This is a genomic window from Vibrio sp. 14G-20 (assembly GCF_026241515.1).
Lineage (GTDB): Bacteria > Pseudomonadota > Gammaproteobacteria > Enterobacterales > Vibrionaceae > Vibrio.
Genome location: NZ_JAPHPW010000019.1, coordinates 17,015 through 34,714, shown reverse-complemented (window position 1 = coordinate 34,714; position 17,700 = coordinate 17,015). Strand labels below are relative to the sequence as shown.

Sequence of the window (17,700 nt, the reverse complement as noted above, 5' to 3'; positions counted from 1 at the left end):
CTATGTGTCATTTTCCACCCATTAAATTTTGCAAAGAGCTAGCGACTCATGTTGGCAACTATGATGAAGCCTTGTGGTTAAAGGCTTGTTAATGTTTTGTATCAATATGGCGCGCTAATTGCCTTAGTGAAAGCACGCAGTTCCCATTGAAGGGCTGCTTTGTTTACTAAGGAGAATAATAATGTTTAAGCCTCTTACCCTGCTGTCTGTATCTGCTCTGGCGCTCACAAGTTTTAATGCTGCTGCAAACTGTGACCCTGGTGAAATCGTGATTAAATTCAGTCACGTAACCAATACTGATAAGCACCCGAAAGGCATTGCCGCTTCTCTACTAGAAGAGCGAGTAAACACTGAAATGAATGGTAAAGCTTGTATGCAAGTTTTCCCTAACTCGACGCTTTACGATGATAATAAGGTACTGGAAGCCCTGTTAAATGGTGATGTTCAAATGGCGGCACCTTCGCTGTCTAAATTTGAGAAGTTCACTAAGAAATACCGCATTTTTGACCTTCCGTTCTTATTTGAAGATGTAGACGCTGTTGACCGTTTCCAAAACTCAGAATCCGGTGAAAAACTGAAGAATGCGATGAAGCGTCGTGGCCTACAGGGCCTAGCGTTTTGGCACAATGGCATGAAACAGATGTCGGCGAACAAACCTCTTATCAACCCTGAAGATGCGGAAGGTTTGAAATTCCGTGTTCAAGCATCAGATGTATTGGTTGCTCAGTTTGAACAGCTAGGCGCTAACCCACAGAAGATGTCTTTCAAAGAAGTGTACGGTGGCTTGCAAACTAAGGTTATCGATGGCCAAGAAAACACATGGTCAAACATCTACGGTAAGAAGTTCTTTGAAGTACAAGACGGCGTGACTGAAACCAATCACGGCATCTTGGATTACCTAGTTGTAACCTCAAACGACTTCTGGAAAGACCTACCTGAAGATGTACGCACGCAGCTTGGCACTATCGTTCAAGAAGTGTCTGAGACGCGTAACGCGGAATCTTCAAAAGTTAACCTAGCGAACAAAAACAACATCATCGAAGCTGGTGGTGAGGTTCGTACGTTGACGCCTGAACAGCGTCAAGCATGGGTAACGGCACTTCAACCAGTATGGAAGAAGTTTGAAAAAGACATCGGTTCAGATCTTATCGATGCAGCATTAGCTTCAAACCAATAACACCGCTATAGGGTGGCGGCTCCCTACCGCTGCCCTTTATTAAAACAATTATAAGCGGAGTCAATTATGGAAAAGCCTCAAATGGAACAACCAAATTCTAGCGAATCAGCACTGGACCCCTCTCTTTTTTCCAAAGTCGGAAGAGTTACGGATGCGATTGAAGAGTCATTAATCGCATTTTTCCTTGGCGCAATGACGCTACTTACTTTTGCCAATGTGGTATTTCGATACGCATTCAATGACAACATTTTATGGGCATTAGAACTGACGGTATTCATGTTTGCATGGATGGTATTGGTCGGCGCATCTTATGGTGTTAAAAAGCACTTCCACATTGGTGTTGATGTCATCATCAACCTTGCCCCTGAAAAGCTACGTAAAGTGTATGCGTTAATCGCGGTGACCAGCTGTCTAGCATTTTCAATCTTACTGCTTATCGGTTCTTGGAACTATTGGTACCCATTCGCGACCGATCGCGCATGGTATGAGACCGATGATATTCCAATGCCAGAGATGCTTCAGTTTCTTGCTGATTGGCTGAATGAAGGCGAACGATACGAGAAACTGCCACGCTTTATCCCTTACATGGCGCTGCCGATTGGTATGGCAATGCTTACGTTCCGTTTTGCTCAAGTTGCTTACCAAGTAGTAACAGGCAAACTCGACCGTATGATTGCTGGGCACGAAGCCGAAGAAGAGCTGGATGCATTGAAAGCGGACGTGCTAGCGGGTTCTGATGAAGGCGCGACAGCGGTATTGGATTCGACGAAGCCAAGCAAGGCGAGTGAGTCGGATACAAAATCCAACGGTAAGGAAGACTAATCATGGCAATGTTATTTCTATTTTTAATGGTAATTGCTTTCATGTTGGTCGGTGTACCAATTGCGATTTCTCTAGGTTTATCGAGTGTAATATTCTTATTGATGCACTCAGATGCGTCATTAGCTTCAGTCGCACAAACGCTGTTTAATGCTTTTGCAGGCCACTACACACTCTTAGCGATACCTTTCTTTATCTTGGCCTCTAGCTTCATGTCTACAGGTGGTGTGGCGAAACGTATTATCCGTTTTGCAATCGCGATGGTGGGTTGGTTCCGTGGCGGTCTGGCGATGGCATCGGTAGTGGCATGTATGATGTTCGCAGCGCTGTCTGGTTCGTCTCCGGCGACGGTAGTGGCAATCGGTAGTATTGTTATCGCCGGCATGATCAAAAACGGCTACTCAAAAGAGTTCGCAGCAGGGGTTATCTGTAACGCAGGTACTCTGGGCATCTTGATTCCGCCTTCAATTGTGATGGTGGTATACGCAGCGGCGACCGATGTATCTGTTGGTCGTATGTTCTTAGGTGGCGTTATTCCAGGCCTGTTGGCGGGCGTGATGTTGATGATTGCTATCTATATTGCGGCGCGTATTAAGAAGATTCCTGCACAGCCATTTGTTGGTTGGGGCGAGATGTTCGCAGCCGCGAAAGATGCAAGCTGGGGCTTGTTACTGATTGTCATCATTCTGGGCGGTATCTACGGCGGTATCTTTACTCCGACCGAAGCAGCGGCTGTTGCAGCGGTTTACGCGTTCTTTATTGCCAACTTTATCTATAAAGATATGGGGCCGTTTGCGGATAAGAACAACACAAAACCAGCGCTGGTTAAGGTGTTCCAAACCTTCTTCCATAAAGACACCAAAGATACGCTTTACGATGCAGGCAAGCTGACGATCATGTTGCTGTTTATCATTGCCAACGCTCTGATTCTTAAGCATGTACTGACGGAAGAACGTATCCCTCAAATGATCACTGAGTCTATGCTTTCTGCAGGCTTAGGTCCGATTACCTTCTTGATTGTAGTGAACGTACTACTCTTGATTGGTGGGCAGTTCATGGAGCCATCAGGCTTGCTGATAATTGTTGCGCCGTTGGTATTCCCAATCGCTATTGCACTCGGTATCGACCCAATTCACCTTGGTATCATGATGGTGGTGAACATGGAGATAGGGATGATAACCCCGCCAGTTGGGCTCAATTTGTTTGTGACTGCAGGGGTTGCGAAGATGTCGATGATGAACGTGGTCAAAGCGGCACTGCCTTGGGTAGGCGTGATGTTCTTGTTCTTGATTATCGTAACCTACGTGCCTTGGGTTTCTACATGGTTACCAACCACCTTGATGGGGCCGGAAATTATAACCAAGTAGCTATTTGATCCATTCACTAACATGGAATTTAATCCATAAAAAATGAGGAGGTCGTTAGACCTCCTCATCTATATTTCTGCCACGATTTGACTGAGGGTTTATCTGCTCATACAAAGCGCGTTTTGCTTCTAATTCTGGCGTATTTAAATCGACGTGATGATCGGTATAGTAAATGCCATCTATCTCAAAAGTATCAGTAATCGATGGTACTCTCGTTTTCTCACCCATAACCACTTCCTTATTATATTTATTGCATAACATCCTGTTATTGAAATAAGTATAGGTGATCTTGCTCGCAAATCTAATTTAGTTTGGTTCTACCTTATAAGACTCTTTCGTTAGCTGGTGTTTTTGCATCTTATCGTAGAGGGTTTTCCTTGGTAATTGCAGCCTCTCCATGGTCTCTTTTATGCTGCCATTACATTCAATAAGTGCTTGCTTCAGCGTATTTTTTTCGAAGTCAGACACCAGTTCAGCTAAGGACAGCTCTTGAGCCGTTTCAACGGTGCTGTCTGATAAGTGAGAAAGCTTACCTAAAAGCACAAAACGTTCTGCAGTATTACGTAATTCACGCACATTTCCCGGCCAATCATGGGCTAGAAGCTCATGTAGCTGCTTTTGTGGAAGCGCAGGGGCTGTTTTCCCATAGCGAGCCGCAGCAACAAGCAAGAAGTGGTGAAACAGTGCAGGGATGTCTTCTTGGCGACTTCTTAGTGGCGGTAAATCTAAGGTCACGACATTGAGTCGGTAATAGAGGTCTTGTCGAAAAGTCCCTTCTTCAGCCGCTTTCTTTAGATCGATTTTGGTGGCGGCAATCACTCGAATATCGAGAGGCACCAAGCTATTGGATCCAACTCTCTCAATCACGCGTTCCTGTAATACACGCAGTAGGCGAATTTGTGCCTGCATCGGCATGGATTCAATTTCATCTAAGAATAGGGTTCCGCCTTGAGCAAATTCAAATTTACCGACACGTTTACTTTCTGCGCCAGTAAACGCGCCTTTTTCATGTCCATAGAGTTCGCTTTCAATCAGGTTCTCTGGAACCGCACCGCAATTGACGGCGACAAAGTTTTGCTCTCGACGACTGCTTTGTTCATGCAGAGAACGTGCAACCAACTCTTTACCTGTGCCTGTTTCACCAAATAACAAGATGTCGGCATTGGTGTCGGCAACATGGGTGATGATAGAACGTAGCTCTGTCATAGATTGTGTGTCACCAATGATTCTCGGTCCTAGTGCCTTACTCGCCTTCAACGAGCGCTTCAGTTCTTGGTTTTCGAGAGTTAACTGGCGTTTTTCGATGGCGCGTTTGGTCGTCTCAATTAAGCGTTCATTCGCAAAGGGCTTTTCAATGAAATCATAGGCACCGTTATGGATAGCTTGAACGGCCATTGAGATATCACCATGACCAGTGATTATGATGACCGGGATTTCTTTGTCTTTATGCATGACCGTGCTGAGTAGGTCATGCCCAGAGATACCCGGCAAACAGATATCGGTAATGATCACGTGGGGAAGACCATTTTTCTGGATGGCGATCAGCGCAGATTCTGCATCGGGAAAGAATTCGGCGTCAATCTCGGCAAGTTCAAAGCTTTGCTCAATGGCCATTCTTAGATCGGATTCATCATCAATGAAATAGACGTGACACATAGTTTATTCCTTTACTCTTTTGTTCTAATTATCGTTGAGTTTGCTTGCTTGTGAAGTTAGCTAATTTAATGAGTTAGCCTTAATCTGCTTGCGTGCGTTCTGTTCGTGCACGTTGCTCATCAGGCACAATTGGGAGTTCGATACTAAAACGAGCGCCACCTTGTGGGCTGCTATCGGTCAACAGTTTTCCGTTAATTCCACCGATTATTTGTTGAGAAATCGATAGCCCGAGTCCAAGACCATTTTTTTTGGTGGTATGGAAGGGTTCAAAAAAATCTCCCGTCGAAGGTGACATAAAGCCGGGGCCATTATCATCAACGTGAATCAACAGAGTTTTTGATTGTTCATTATTTGATTCCCTAATCTCTAACAGGATAGCCAATTGTTTATCTTCTTGATTTTCCATAGCTTGAACTGCATTGGTCAGTAGGTTAATGATTACCTGTTCCAGTTGAATCGCATTGGCGAGCACGCAAGCATTGAAGGTTTCAGGGAGCTCATTTACTTTGACTCGCTCAGTTTTCAATTGCGGTTTCATCAGCTCTTTAGAGGAATGAAGAACAGGCAATATCTGCAATGTGTGTAGCTCTTCCGCCGTGGACTTTTTTGCGAAGGAGCGAAGCTGGTGGCTAATTTTCGCCATACGATCGGTGAGTGATGAAATTCGAGATAGGTTGTCATCAACACGCTCGGTCTTTTCTTTTGCAAGAAACAGTCGGCCGTTATCGGCATAACTGCGAATCGCAGCGAGTGGGTTATTCAGTTCGTGACTGATGCTCGCTGACATTTGACCCAATACCGCTAGTTTAGCGGCTTGGATAAGCTCATCTTGTGTTTGCCTGAGCACCCGTTCTGTTTCGATACGCTGTTTGATCTCGATATGGAGCTCAGAGGTTCTTTCGAGGACTTGAAACTCGAGTTTTTGTTTGGCTTCAGATTGTAGCCTATCGATTTGCGTACGCCTTTGTTGGCGGTGATGGTTGAGTTGCATCGTGAGATAGATAATGGCAAACACTAAACTCAGCACCACAAGGTAAGCGATGAGATCCCACCAAACTATGTGTGTTGGAGAAAATACTCTGACAGTTAGTTTCGGGTCATCGAGGAAGCGTGATGAAGTAAAAAAACGTTCTTTTACGAGCTGGTGTGGTGATTGAATGCTGCTGGTGGCGCTTTCTAAGTCTCCTGAAAAGTGAAGGCTCTCGATCTTGGTATCAAGGTATTGTCTGCTTTCTTGAATGCGAGTTTTTTGCGCTTTATCTAAAGGTTGAAGGCTTTTGAACAACCATTCAGGCTTGCTCGACATAAAAACAATCTGGTCTTTATCGTCGGCAACAAAAAAACTCTGCTTTCCTTTCCAACTTGCTTCAATCAGTGATAAATCCATTTTTACGACAATCACGCCAATGATTTCGGCCGCGTAGGAGACAGGGTAAGAATAATAATAACCTCGCTTTCCCGAGGTAGAACCTAAAGCAAAGTACTGGTTTTCATTGCCGAGAATTGCTTGTTGATAGTAGGGACGAAAAGCAAAGTTACGTCCAACGAAAGAGTGTTTCAGGTTCCAGTTACTAGCAGCTATGGTGGTACCGATACTGTCGAGTAGGTAAGTGTCGGACGCTTGAATTACTGTGTTTACGTGCTCTAGATACCGATTAGTCAGCTCGATTTGCGCGGAATTACTTGGTGAGTGTAGGGCATCGACCAGCTCTTTGTCTTTTGAAAGCAGTTCTGGAATGTGCGCGAACTTGTCCAATTGACTTGAAATGTGAACAGAAAAGCGGTCCAGCTTAGATTGATGATCATTTAACAAACTTTCATGGCTTGTGTTCCATACCCAATGACCGCCAAACACCATTAGTAAAGTGTATATGACCATTAATAGGCTTGGGATTCTAAAAGCTTGAAACATGAAGGCTCTCCGCTAATTTCTTTGGTAAACAATCAAGCCTGTCTTCTCTCGTTTATGGTAGCAAATAGCGGTAGTTTTTGCTGAAAGCGGAGAGTGAACAGATGGGTGTAGGTTAAGGGTTTGTAACGAGGATTGTTGAAAAAGTTATCGACTCTGAGGGGTAAAACAAGAGCAAGATCTCTTTTTAAGGTTTTTAGCAAAAAAAGCCCTCGATTCCCTTGAAAAAGTCGCTATTGTCCCCATTTCTGTTGTGCTAAGTGATGATTTGATCGTTTTTGTATCACTTAGTTGGACGAATTTAGAGCATTCATCATCATGCAGAGGTGAACGGCTCGACAGAGATTAAACAGATCGCTAGAATGTCGCGTCTAAAATTTCTGTCCTGAGGCTAATCGGAGATACCTTTCTTGTTTCTGAAAACAAGCTTTATTACGTTTTAATCGACGTGTGAAGAACGAAGATATCGCTGATTAGTCTGTTGTTTGGTTGAATAATCAATTCAGACATCAATGCTCGATTTTAAATTAGGTGTTCGGATAGAGCACTACACAAGGATGCAGCCAACAACGTCGGCTTTTGAATTAAAGCTAAGTTACGGCTCATATGCTCAGATTACTGAGCCAGTTTTGAGGTTTATATAATGCAAGTTACTGTTGAAACGCTAGAAGGCCTAGAGCGCCGTCTTAATATTACTGTTCCTGCTGCTAACATCGAAGATGCAGTTACAGCTGAACTACGCAACATCGCGAAAAACCGTCGTTTCGATGGTTTCCGTAAAGGCAAAGTGCCAATGAAGATGGTTGCTAAAATGTACGGCAAAGCAGTACGTCAAGACGTGATGGGCGAAGTAATGCAACGTCACTTCATCGAAGCGATCGTTAAAGAGAAAATCAACCCAGCTGGCGCACCAACTTTCGCACCAGTTGAAAACAACGAAGGCGCTGACCTAGTATTCAACGCAACTTTTGAAGTTTACCCAGAAGTTGAGCTGAAAGGTCTACAAAACATCACTGTTGAGAAACCAGCAGTAGAAGTTAAAGAAGCTGACGTTGAAGAGATGATCGAAACTCTACGTAAGCAACAAGCAACTTGGACTGAAGTTGAAGCTGCTGCTGACGCTGGTTCTCGTGCAACTATCGACTTCGTTGGTTCTATCGACGGTGAAGAGTTTGAAGGCGGCAAAGCTGAGAACTTCCCACTAGAGATGGGCGCTGGTCGCATGATCCCTGGCTTCGAAGACGGTATCGTTGGTAAAACAGCAGGTATGGAATTCGAAATCGAAGTAAACTTCCCAGAAGATTACCACGCTGAAAACCTAAAAGGTAAAGCAGCTAAGTTCTCTATCAAGCTGAACAAAGTTGAAGCTCGTGAGCTTCCAGAACTAAACGAAGAATTCGTTTCTAAGTTCGGTGCTGCTGACGGCGTTGAAGGTCTTAAAGCTGAAGTTCGTAAGAACATGGAGCGTGAGCTTAAGCAAGCTGTTAAGAACCGCATCAAAGAGCAAGCAATCGACGGTCTAGTTAACGAAAACAACATCGACGTACCTTCTGCTCTTATTGATCAAGAAATCGGTGTTCTACGTCAACAAGCTGCTCAACGTTTCGGTGGCAACACTGAAGCTGCTGACCAACTTCCACGTGAGCTGTTCGAAGAGCAAGCTAAACGTCGCGTAGTTGTAGGTCTTCTTCTTGGTGAAGTAATCAAGACTGAAGAACTAAAAGCTGACGACGAGAAAGTTAAAGCTATCATCGAAGAGATGGCTACAGCATACGAAGATCCAACAGAAGTTATTGCTTACTACGAGCAAAACGAGCAAATGATGAACAACATGCGCAATGTTGCTCTAGAAGAGCAAGCTATTGATGCAATCATCGCTAAAGCTCAAGTTTCTGATAAAGAAGTTAGCTTCAACGAGCTAATGAATCAGCAACCTGCTTAATATAGTAATATCTGACGTAGAAGGTTGACGTACGGTCAACAATTCTGCTAACAATGGTCCGTATGATTTAATCATTCGGGCCATTTATTTTAGGGACATAAGAATATGAGCTACCAAGAAAAAAACACAATGCCATCGATTATGGACGCACTAGTTCCTATGGTGGTTGAACAGACTTCCCGTGGTGAACGTTCTTACGATATTTATTCTCGTCTATTAAAAGAACGTATCATTTTCTTAACCGGTCAAGTGGAAGACCACATGGCAAATCTTGTCGTGGCTCAACTGCTTTTCTTGGAATCAGAAAACCCAGACAAAGATATCTATCTTTACATCAACTCACCTGGCGGTAGCGTAACAGCAGGCATGTCTATCTACGACACAATGCAGTTCATCAAGCCAAACGTGAGCACAGTATGTATGGGTCAAGCTTGCTCTATGGGTGCATTCTTACTAGCGGGTGGTACTCCTGGTAAGCGTCACGTGCTTCCAAACTCACGTGTAATGATTCACCAGCCACTTGGCGGCTTCCAAGGCCAAGCGTCTGATATTCAAATTCACGCGCAAGAAATCCTAACGATCAAACAAAAGCTAAACAAACTATTGGCAGAGCACACTGGTCAGCCTCTAGAAGTTGTTGAGCGCGATACAGATCGTGATAACTTCATGTCTGCTGATCAAGCAGTAGAATACGGCTTGGTGGATTCAGTTCTTAATCACCGCGGTCAATAATTGCAGGGCAATTGTTTAACGCAAAGTGATTCAAATTGATATACACTCAAGCATAGAGAGTTAAGGCTAAGAGGTTAGCGAATGACAGACAAAAGCAAAGAGGGTGGTAGCGGTAAACTGCTTTACTGCTCTTTCTGTGGCAAAAGCCAACACGAAGTTCGCAAGTTAATCGCAGGTCCTTCTGTTTACATTTGTGATGAATGTGTCGATCTTTGTAACGACATTATTCGTGAAGAAATTAAAGATGTTCTTCCTAAGAAAGAATCTGAATCGCTGCCAACGCCGCGTGAGATTCGTGAGCATCTTGACGACTATGTAATCGGTCAAGAATACGCGAAGAAAGTGCTAGCAGTTGCAGTTTATAACCACTACAAGCGTTTACGTAATGGTGATACGACAGCTGAAGGCGTAGAGCTAGGTAAGAGTAACATTCTTCTTATCGGTCCTACTGGTAGTGGTAAAACACTACTGGCTGAAACATTGGCTCGTTTCCTAGACGTTCCTTTCACAATGGCAGACGCAACAACACTAACCGAAGCGGGTTACGTGGGCGAAGATGTTGAAAACATCATCCAGAAGTTGCTTCAGAAATGTGATTACGACGTAGCGAAAGCAGAACGTGGCATTGTTTACATCGATGAAATCGATAAGATTTCTCGTAAAGCTGAAAACCCATCCATAACGCGTGACGTGTCTGGTGAAGGTGTACAGCAAGCTCTACTAAAACTTGTTGAAGGTACAGTTGCTTCAGTTCCACCTCAAGGTGGTCGTAAGCATCCACAGCAAGAGTTCTTGCAAGTGGACACGTCTAAGATCCTATTTATCTGTGGTGGTGCGTTTGCAGGCCTAGATAAAGTGATTGAACAACGTGTAGAAACAGGTTCAGGTATCGGTTTTGGCGCAGAAGTGCGTTCAAAAGACGAAACCAAGACTATTGGTGAATTGTTCACTCAAGTAGAACCTGAAGATTTAGTGAAATATGGTCTGATTCCAGAATTCATTGGTCGTCTACCTGTGACAACAACACTGACAGAGCTTGATGAAGAAGCGCTAATCCAAATCCTATGTGAGCCAAAGAATGCACTGACAAAACAGTACGCAGCATTATTTGAGCTTGAGGATACAGAGTTAGAATTCCGTGAAGATGCCCTACGCGCAATTGCTAAGAAAGCAATGAACCGTAAAACAGGTGCTCGTGGTCTACGCTCTATCTTGGAGGGTGTTCTACTAGAAACTATGTACGAACTGCCATCTTCAACTGATGTAAGCAAGGTTGTGATTGATGAGTCGGTAATTAATGGTGAGTCAGAACCACTGTTGATTTACAGCAACTCAGATAATCAAGCAGCTGTTGCAGAGTAGGTCTTTTTTAGACAAGTCACTCAAATTGAAAAAGGAGGTAAGCAATTACCTCCTTTTTTTTATTCTTCCATTGAATCCAGTCGTTTAAGCCCCATATACTGCTTTATAAGTTAAAGCGGAAGAGAGAAATATATGAACTTGGAACGTTCCGAGCGTATCGAAATCCCCGTGCTACCTCTACGTGATGTAGTGGTTTACCCACACATGGTTATTCCATTGTTTGTCGGTCGTGAAAAATCGATTACATGCCTTGAATCGGCAATGGAAGCTAACAAACAAGTACTACTTGTAGCGCAGAAAGAAGCGGACACTGATGAGCCTTCAATCGACGACCTATTTAACGTAGGTACAGTCGCTACTATTCTTCAGTTACTAAAGCTCCCTGATGGTACGGTTAAAGTACTTGTTGAAGGTCAGCAGCGTGCAAAAATTCACCAGTTCAAAGAAAGTGAATTCTTCTTAGCGGATGCCGAATACGTTGTTACCTCAGAACTTGACGAAAAAGAACAAGAAGTGGTTGTTCGCAGTGCGATCAATCAATTCGAAGGCTTTATTAAGCTAAACAAAAAGATTCCACCAGAGGTTCTAACATCTCTGAACGGTATTGATGAGGCGGCTCGCCTTGCTGATACCATTGCTGCGCACATGCCACTTAAACTGGTAGACAAGCAGCACGTTCTAGAAATCTTAGATGTCACTGAACGTCTGGAATTCTTGATGGGCCAAATGGAGTCAGAAATTGACATCCTGCAAGTTGAAAAACGCATCCGTGGCCGCGTTAAGAAGCAGATGGAAAAATCTCAGCGTGAGTACTACCTGAATGAGCAAATGAAAGCGATTCAGAAAGAACTTGGCGAGATGGACGACGCACCTGATGAATTCGAGACTCTGAAGAAGAAGATCGAAGATTCTAAGATGCCTCAAGAAGCTCGTGAAAAAACCGAGCAAGAACTGCAAAAACTGAAAATGATGTCGCCAATGTCTGCTGAAGCAACAGTAGTACGTAGCTACATTGATTGGATGGTGGGTGTTCCTTGGGCTAAGCGTTCAAAAGTGAAAAAGAATTTAGCGAAAGCGGAAGAGATCTTAAACGAAGATCACTACGGCTTAGAGCGTGTTAAAGAACGTATTCTTGAGTACTTGGCAGTACAAAATCGTATCAACAAGCTAAAAGGTCCAATCCTTTGTCTAGTAGGTCCTCCAGGTGTAGGTAAAACCTCGCTAGGTCGTTCGATTGCAGCGGCAACGGGTCGTAAGTACACACGTATGGCACTTGGTGGCGTTCGTGATGAAGCTGAGATTCGTGGTCACCGTCGTACGTACATCGGTTCACTTCCGGGTAAATTAATCCAGAAGATGTCTAAAGTTGGCGTTAAGAACCCACTGTTCCTATTAGATGAGATTGATAAGATGTCTTCTGATATGCGTGGCGACCCATCTTCAGCACTTCTAGAAGTTCTAGACCCTGAGCAAAACAACGCATTCAACGATCACTATCTAGAAGTCGATTACGATCTGTCTGATGTGATGTTCGTGGCAACGTCTAACTCAATGGACATTCCTGGCCCACTACTGGACCGTATGGAAGTAATTCGCCTGTCTGGTTACACAGAAGATGAAAAGCTGAACATTGCTAAGAGCCACCTGTTGGACAAGCAAGTTCAACGCAACGGTCTGAAGCCTCATGAGATTGAGATTGAAGACTCTGCAATCATCGGCATCATTCGTTACTACACGCGTGAAGCGGGTGTACGTAACCTAGAACGTGAAATCTCTAAGATCTGCCGTAAAGCAGTTAAGAATATCCTGCTAGACAGCAGCCTTAAGTCTGTAACGGTTAACATTGATAACCTGAAAGAGTACTTGGGTGTTCAACGTCATGACTTCGGTAAGGCGGATGAGAGTAACCGTATCGGTCAAGTGACTGGTTTAGCGTGGACTCAAGTCGGTGGCGATCTACTGACTATCGAAACTGAATCAATGCCAGGTAAAGGTAAGCTAACGCAAACCGGTTCTCTTGGTGATGTGATGAAAGAATCGATTCAAGCAGCAATGACTGTGGTTCGTTCTCGTGCGGAAAATCTGGGTATTAATTCAGATTTCTACGAGAAGCGTGATATTCACGTTCACGTACCTGAAGGTGCAACACCAAAAGACGGCCCGAGTGCGGGTATCGCAATGTGTACTGCATTAGTGTCTAGCTTGACGGGTAACCCTGTTAAAGCTGAGGTCGGTATGACAGGTGAAATTACCCTTCGTGGTGAAGTTTTACCTATCGGTGGCTTGAAAGAAAAACTGCTTGCAGCACACCGTGGCGGTATCAAAACTGTACTGATTCCTAAAGACAATGAGCGTGATTTGGAAGAGATTCCAGACAACGTAATCGCTGACTTGAAAGTGATTCCGGTTCAGTGGATTGATGAAGTACTTAAAGTAGCGCTAGAACGAGATCCGTCAGGGGTCGAGTTTGACGTGAAAAAATAGTGATGCATAGCAAAAATAAGTAAAGAATTACGCTGATAGGCCCGAAAAGGCTTGTCAGCGTTTTTTTTGGACGCTAAGTTATTGATCAAAGCGGCAGCCCTTTTGCAATAAGGCTTGCGGCTAAATTAAAACCAAAATGGAACGTACAGTCATCAAGAAGTAGTCACAGATGACACATAGGGGAAAAACAGTGAATAAAACACAACTAGTAGAATCAATCGCAGAAAACGCAGACATCTCTAAAGCTTCAGCTGGCCGCGCTCTAGACGCATTCATCGAAGCAGTTGGCACAACGCTACAATCAGGCGACCAAGTTGCACTTGTTGGCTTTGGTACTTTCAGTGTTCGTACTCGTGCTGCTCGTACAGGTCGTAACCCAAAAACTGGTGAAGAGATCCAAATCGCAGAAGCTAAAGTACCTGGCTTCAAAGCGGGTAAAGCACTTAAAGACGCATGTAACTAATTTTCACTGCTGAAACCTCCATTTTAAGAGGGGAAGGTAGTAAAATGCGTTTACTGTTTGAAAAATGATGTTTCATTCTTAAACAGTATGTGTGCAAAGCACATTGAACTTATTTAAATTATGCGCATCCTACTGATGCGCATTTCTTTTTCTGATAATATCGCGTGAATAGATTTTTATTTTGAAGCCAATGCTTCATATCCGGAGAGCACTTAAATTATGATGGATCGATTACGCGAAGGCGTGAATAGCATCGCGGTAAAAATTATCCTTGGGTTGATTATCCTGTCATTCGTATTCGCAGGTGTAGGCAGCTACATCACCGGTGGCGGTAACAACGCAGCAGCTAAAGTTGGCAACACAGAAATTGCTCGTGGTGAGTTCGAACAGGCTTACCAAAACGAACGTAATCGTATGCAGTCGCAACTTGGCGATTACTTCGCTCAAATGCTTGCAGACCCTGCATACGTAGAGTCTTTCCGTAAATCAGTACTTGATCGCATGATCAACGACGTTTTACTTGAGCAGCAAGCTGAGTCTCTAGGCCTACGAATCAGTGATTCTCAAATCCGTACCATGATTCTAGAAATGCCTCAGTTCCAAACGGCTGGTCAATTCGACCAAGAAGTTTACCAATCAGCACTACGTCGTGCAGGTTTCAGCGCAGAAAGCTTCGCTGAATACATGCGTCGTGATCTAATGCGCAACCAACTTGTTACTGCCCTACAAGGCAGCGAATTTGTTCTTCAAGGCGAAATCGACACGCAAAGTAAACTGATTGCTCAAACTCGTGACATTCGTACAGTGACACTGTCTGTTGCTGACCTTGCGAAAGGCATCGAGCTAACTGACGAACAAATCGAACAGTACTACCAAGAGAACCCAGCAGCTTACACTCGTCCAGAGCAAGCGAAGGTATCTTACATTGAGCTTTCTGCTGAAGCACTTAAGTCTCAGCTTGAAGTAAGCGATGAAGAAGCGCAGAAATACTACCAAGATCACCTAGATAAGTACTCAACTGAAGAGCAACGTAAAGTTAGCCACATTCTAGTTCAAGGCGATGACGAGGCGAAAGCTCAGTCTATCCTAGACGAACTAAATGCAGGCGCTGATTTTGCTACGCTAGCGGAAGAGAAATCTGACGACTTCGGCAGTGCTGACGTTGGCGGTGACCTAGGTTGGATCGAACGTGATGTTATGGATCCAGCATTCGAAGACGCGGCTTTCGCTCTTGAGAATATTGGTGATACTACTGGCCTAGTTAAATCTGATTTTGGCTACCACATCATCAAGCTAGATGAACTAAAAGCGTCTCAAGCTCAGCCTTACGCTGAGGTAGCGGCAGAGATTAAGACAGAGCTTCTAGACCAGCACGCAGTTGATCAGTTCTACGAGCAACAAACTGAACTAGAAAAAGTAGCGTTTGAATTCCCAGATTCTCTAGATGATTCTGCAGAAGCTATCAACGCTAAGATCACAACAACAGATTTTATCTCTCAAGTTGACGCTCCAGAAGTGCTGATGACGCCTGCAGTTATGCAAGCAATCTTGAGCCCTGAAGTGAAAGAAGACGGTCTAAACTCTGAAGTTATCGAAGTGGCTCCTGAGCACGTGATTGTTGTTCGTGTTGAAGAAACTCGTGACGAGACAATTCTTCCTCTAGCTGAAGTGAAAGATCAAGTTGTCGCTGCACTGTCTGCGGTACAAGCAGAGCAACAAGCGGTTGAGCTTGGTGTATCTCTTGTTAACGAACTTGAGCAAGGCAACGAAGCGGTGCTAGCGGACAACAACCTTGAGTTCACTGAACTTGAAACGATTGACCGTAACTCTCCACTTGCAGCTTCTGTGTTCGCACTGTCGAAACCAGAAGAAGGCCAAGCGGTATTTGGTCAATCTAAAGACCAAGACGGTAACATCGTCGTTGTTGAGCTTTCTAAAGTAACGGCTGAAATTAACCCAGCTTACAGCACTCAAATTGGTGCACAGTTGGAGCGAGTTGGTAACCAGCAAGATCTGACTAACGTACTAAACGTACTTCGTAAAAACGCAGACGTTGAATACTACGTAGTGGGTCAAGGTCAGTAAGCGTTTGATTCCTTCAGTAGCAAGCTCAAGTTAGAGTTTACTACTGAGGATCAACATATGATTGTTAGGCACTAATTTAGATTTGTGAGCCAACAAACAAGCTGATGAAAATAAGATGTATAACGAAGCGGGTCACTTAGGTGGTCCGCTTTATTTTTGTCTGGTGATTGTGTTATCTAGCGAGGAAAATGCATAAGTTACCTTTTTTGAACAAAGGAACGATTTATGCGCACGATATATTCAACACTATTTCTTTCATTTCTGATGCTTTTAAGCCCTGCTGTGTTTGCAAACAGCCCAACCAAGGCTGAGCTTTACGATGGCATTGAGATTACGGTCAACATCAATACCGCGACAGCAGAAGAACTTTCAGCACTATTGGTTGGTGTAGGTGACAAGAAAGCCAAAGAGATCGTCGATTACAGAGATCAGAACGGGGCATTTACGACTGCTGATGATTTGGTGAGTGTCAAAGGGATAGGTGAAGCTACGGTGAAAAAGAATCTCGAAAGAATTCAGCTTTGATCCGTTTTTTTATTCATTAGAAATGAAACGACAGCTATGAAGCCTCCAGCCATTGCACCTGCTAGGTGGGCTTCAATTGCAACACGAGCGTTAATCAGTTCACCAGTCGTACTAGAAGGGCCAACAAGCTGCTCCCAAGCGATTTTAGCGACTAATCCTAATAGTAATAGCCAACTAGATTTCCTACCGTTTAAAGCTTCTCTGAGCGCGAATAAGCCAAACAGTCCATGCAAAGTGCCCGATAGGCCAACGTAGATCTGAATACTCGAAAATAACAGAGCGCCCCCAGTCACTAAACTAATCACTAGCAAAGCAACAATAAGCTGTTTTTTACTCGGTTGAAACAGGTAGCTGATGATCCACAAGCCTGCTAGATTCATTAGAAGGTGTGAGGTGTTGGTATGTGAAAAATTTCCTGTTAGGATTCGCCACCATTGTCCATCGGCAATCGCATTGCTATCCCAAACGACCCAAGTTTGTATTGGTTCAATTTGGAATAAGACGCATAAAAGTGAAGTGAAAATTAAAACAGGGTACACATTAAATCCATGTCTCGTTATTGCCCCCAATGCAGCAAGGCTTTGAAAGCTTGTATTTGTCAGTGGGTTACACCACTCGAATCGAATGTTGAGCTTATCATTCTTCAGCACCCATCAGAAGAGCATCGTCCGATGGGAACGGCGCGTATCCTCTCGTTATCTCTAAATAACAGTGTGACGTTTGTCGGTGAAGACTTTTCAGATAATAAAAAATTGAACGCGTTGCTGGCCGATGAGGGTTACCAACACGTGATTTTGTACCCAAGTGAGCACTCTGTATCTGTTGATTCTGCAACATGCCCAAGCAAAAAAATGCGTGTGATTCTATTGGATGGTACGTGGAAGAAGGCATTTAAGATGTGGCAGGTGTCGAGTAACTTGCACGGGTTGCAAACTGTTCACCTACCCAAAGACCTTAAAGGTAATTACCGAATCCGCAAAGCGCCAAGTGAAAACAGCCTTTCGACTGTAGAGGCGGGTTATCACCTGTTGAGCTTGTTAGAAAATGACCGAGACTTTAGCCCTTTGCTAACGGCATTTGACCAGATGATTCAGTTTCAAATCAATCAAATGCCGCCGGGCGTGTTTGAGAGAAACTACTTAGATTAAGATCAAGCCGTTTCACGAGCACGAGTTAGAA

Annotated in this window: 15 protein-coding genes and 1 pseudogene; 12 read left to right on the top strand and 4 right to left on the bottom strand. The window is 44.0% G+C overall.

Annotated elements, in window-relative coordinates; translation table 11 throughout:
* Window positions 1-181 precede the first annotated feature (181 nt).
* From OQJ75_RS16310 to OQJ75_RS16300, 3 genes are all read left to right on the top strand, one after another.
* Entirely contained in the window at window positions 182-1,177 is a 996-nt protein-coding gene (locus tag OQJ75_RS16310; protein ID WP_010439482.1) for a TRAP transporter substrate-binding protein, read from the top strand.
* Window positions 1,178-1,243: 66 nt separating this feature from the next.
* Window positions 1,244-1,999, top strand: coding sequence for a TRAP transporter small permease (locus OQJ75_RS16305; protein WP_265974058.1), 756 nt, complete (start codon window positions 1,244-1,246; stop codon window positions 1,997-1,999).
* A 2-nt stretch (window positions 2,000-2,001) separates the two neighbouring features.
* Window positions 2,002-3,363, top strand: coding sequence for a TRAP transporter large permease (locus OQJ75_RS16300; RefSeq protein WP_017060625.1), 1,362 nt, complete (start codon window positions 2,002-2,004; stop codon window positions 3,361-3,363).
* Window positions 3,364-3,417: 54 nt separating this feature from the next.
* Here the strand turns inward: OQJ75_RS16300 and OQJ75_RS16295 are convergent, their stop codons facing one another.
* The 3 genes from OQJ75_RS16295 to OQJ75_RS16285 form a co-directional block, all read right to left on the bottom strand.
* Window positions 3,418-3,591 carry a hypothetical protein gene (locus OQJ75_RS16295; protein ID WP_017631412.1) on the bottom strand — a complete coding sequence of 58 codons (174 nt, stop codon included), beginning with the start codon at window positions 3,589-3,591 and terminating at the stop codon, window positions 3,418-3,420.
* Window positions 3,592-3,669: 78 nt separating this feature from the next.
* A complete protein-coding gene (locus OQJ75_RS16290) occupies window positions 3,670-5,019 on the bottom strand; it encodes a sigma-54-dependent transcriptional regulator (protein WP_265974057.1) in 1,350 nt (449 codons plus the stop codon).
* A gap of 79 nt (window positions 5,020-5,098) precedes the next feature.
* On the bottom strand, window positions 5,099-6,931 hold the full coding sequence (locus OQJ75_RS16285; RefSeq protein ID WP_265974056.1) for a sensor histidine kinase: 1,833 nt from the start codon (window positions 6,929-6,931) through the stop codon (window positions 5,099-5,101).
* Window positions 6,932-7,094: 163 nt separating this feature from the next.
* Between OQJ75_RS16285 and OQJ75_RS22540 the strand changes: the two are divergent.
* The 8 genes and pseudogenes from OQJ75_RS22540 to OQJ75_RS16250 all read left to right on the top strand — a co-directional run.
* Window positions 7,095-7,277, top strand: a pseudogene (locus tag OQJ75_RS22540) (hypothetical protein); the annotation flags it as partial.
* Between the two features lie 294 nt (window positions 7,278-7,571).
* The gene (gene tig, locus OQJ75_RS16280) at window positions 7,572-8,870 is read left to right on the top strand and encodes a trigger factor (protein ID WP_265974055.1); all 1,299 of its coding nucleotides are present in this window, start codon (window positions 7,572-7,574) and stop codon (window positions 8,868-8,870) included.
* Between the two features lie 105 nt (window positions 8,871-8,975).
* Window positions 8,976-9,602 carry an ATP-dependent Clp endopeptidase proteolytic subunit ClpP gene (gene clpP / locus OQJ75_RS16275; RefSeq protein ID WP_004736080.1) on the top strand — a complete coding sequence of 209 codons (627 nt, stop codon included), beginning with the start codon at window positions 8,976-8,978 and terminating at the stop codon, window positions 9,600-9,602.
* Window positions 9,603-9,683: 81 nt separating this feature from the next.
* Window positions 9,684-10,964 (top strand): ATP-dependent protease ATP-binding subunit ClpX, encoded by a 1,281-nt coding sequence (gene clpX, locus OQJ75_RS16270; protein WP_009847283.1) that lies wholly within the window; start codon window positions 9,684-9,686, stop codon window positions 10,962-10,964.
* A gap of 132 nt (window positions 10,965-11,096) precedes the next feature.
* Entirely contained in the window at window positions 11,097-13,448 is a 2,352-nt protein-coding gene (lon, locus tag OQJ75_RS16265; protein ID WP_248388015.1) for an endopeptidase La, read from the top strand.
* A gap of 169 nt (window positions 13,449-13,617) precedes the next feature.
* Window positions 13,618-13,911 carry an HU family DNA-binding protein gene (locus tag OQJ75_RS16260; protein ID WP_012604504.1) on the top strand — a complete coding sequence of 98 codons (294 nt, stop codon included), beginning with the start codon at window positions 13,618-13,620 and terminating at the stop codon, window positions 13,909-13,911.
* A gap of 219 nt (window positions 13,912-14,130) precedes the next feature.
* Window positions 14,131-15,996, top strand: coding sequence for a peptidylprolyl isomerase (gene ppiD / locus OQJ75_RS16255; protein ID WP_265974054.1), 1,866 nt, complete (start codon window positions 14,131-14,133; stop codon window positions 15,994-15,996).
* A gap of 225 nt (window positions 15,997-16,221) precedes the next feature.
* Window positions 16,222-16,521: a ComEA family DNA-binding protein gene (locus tag OQJ75_RS16250; protein WP_248396105.1), complete on the top strand. Its 300-nt coding sequence runs from the start codon at window positions 16,222-16,224 to the stop codon at window positions 16,519-16,521.
* Here OQJ75_RS16250 and rrtA read toward each other — a convergent pair.
* Window positions 16,512-17,060, bottom strand: coding sequence for a rhombosortase (gene rrtA, locus OQJ75_RS16245; RefSeq protein WP_265974053.1), 549 nt, complete (start codon window positions 17,058-17,060; stop codon window positions 16,512-16,514). The two genes, OQJ75_RS16250 and rrtA, sit on opposite strands and share 10 nt — an antisense overlap.
* 9 nt (window positions 17,061-17,069) lie before the next feature.
* Here rrtA and OQJ75_RS16240 point away from each other — a divergent pair, with 9 nt between their 5' ends.
* A complete protein-coding gene (locus OQJ75_RS16240) occupies window positions 17,070-17,669 on the top strand; it encodes a tRNA-uridine aminocarboxypropyltransferase (RefSeq protein ID WP_248388011.1) in 600 nt (199 codons plus the stop codon).
* The last annotated feature ends 31 nt before the right edge of the window (window positions 17,670-17,700 follow it).

Excerpts from the sequence above, each read along its gene's own strand:
- clpX (WP_009847283.1), top strand. The coding sequence starts at position 9,684 with ATGACAGACAAAAGCAAAGAGGGTGGTAGCGGTAAACTGCTTTACTGC.
- OQJ75_RS16300 (WP_017060625.1), top strand. The coding sequence starts at position 2,002 with ATGGCAATGTTATTTCTATTTTTAATGGTAATTGCTTTCATGTTGGTC.
- tig (WP_265974055.1), top strand. The coding sequence starts at position 7,572 with ATGCAAGTTACTGTTGAAACGCTAGAAGGCCTAGAGCGCCGTCTTAAT.
- OQJ75_RS16295 (WP_017631412.1), bottom strand. The coding sequence starts at position 3,591 with ATGGGTGAGAAAACGAGAGTACCATCGATTACTGATACTTTTGAGATA.
- OQJ75_RS16260 (WP_012604504.1), top strand. The coding sequence starts at position 13,618 with ATGACACATAGGGGAAAAACAGTGAATAAAACACAACTAGTAGAATCA.
- OQJ75_RS16285 (WP_265974056.1), bottom strand. The coding sequence starts at position 6,931 with ATGTTTCAAGCTTTTAGAATCCCAAGCCTATTAATGGTCATATACACT.
- OQJ75_RS16290 (WP_265974057.1), bottom strand. The coding sequence starts at position 5,019 with ATGTGTCACGTCTATTTCATTGATGATGAATCCGATCTAAGAATGGCC.
- OQJ75_RS16250 (WP_248396105.1), top strand. The coding sequence starts at position 16,222 with ATGCGCACGATATATTCAACACTATTTCTTTCATTTCTGATGCTTTTA.
- clpP (WP_004736080.1), top strand. The coding sequence starts at position 8,976 with ATGAGCTACCAAGAAAAAAACACAATGCCATCGATTATGGACGCACTA.
- OQJ75_RS16305 (WP_265974058.1), top strand. The coding sequence starts at position 1,244 with ATGGAAAAGCCTCAAATGGAACAACCAAATTCTAGCGAATCAGCACTG.
- lon (WP_248388015.1), top strand. The coding sequence starts at position 11,097 with ATGAACTTGGAACGTTCCGAGCGTATCGAAATCCCCGTGCTACCTCTA.
- OQJ75_RS16240 (WP_248388011.1), top strand. The coding sequence starts at position 17,070 with ATGTCTCGTTATTGCCCCCAATGCAGCAAGGCTTTGAAAGCTTGTATT.
- OQJ75_RS16310 (WP_010439482.1), top strand. The coding sequence starts at position 182 with ATGTTTAAGCCTCTTACCCTGCTGTCTGTATCTGCTCTGGCGCTCACA.
- ppiD (WP_265974054.1), top strand. The coding sequence starts at position 14,131 with ATGATGGATCGATTACGCGAAGGCGTGAATAGCATCGCGGTAAAAATT.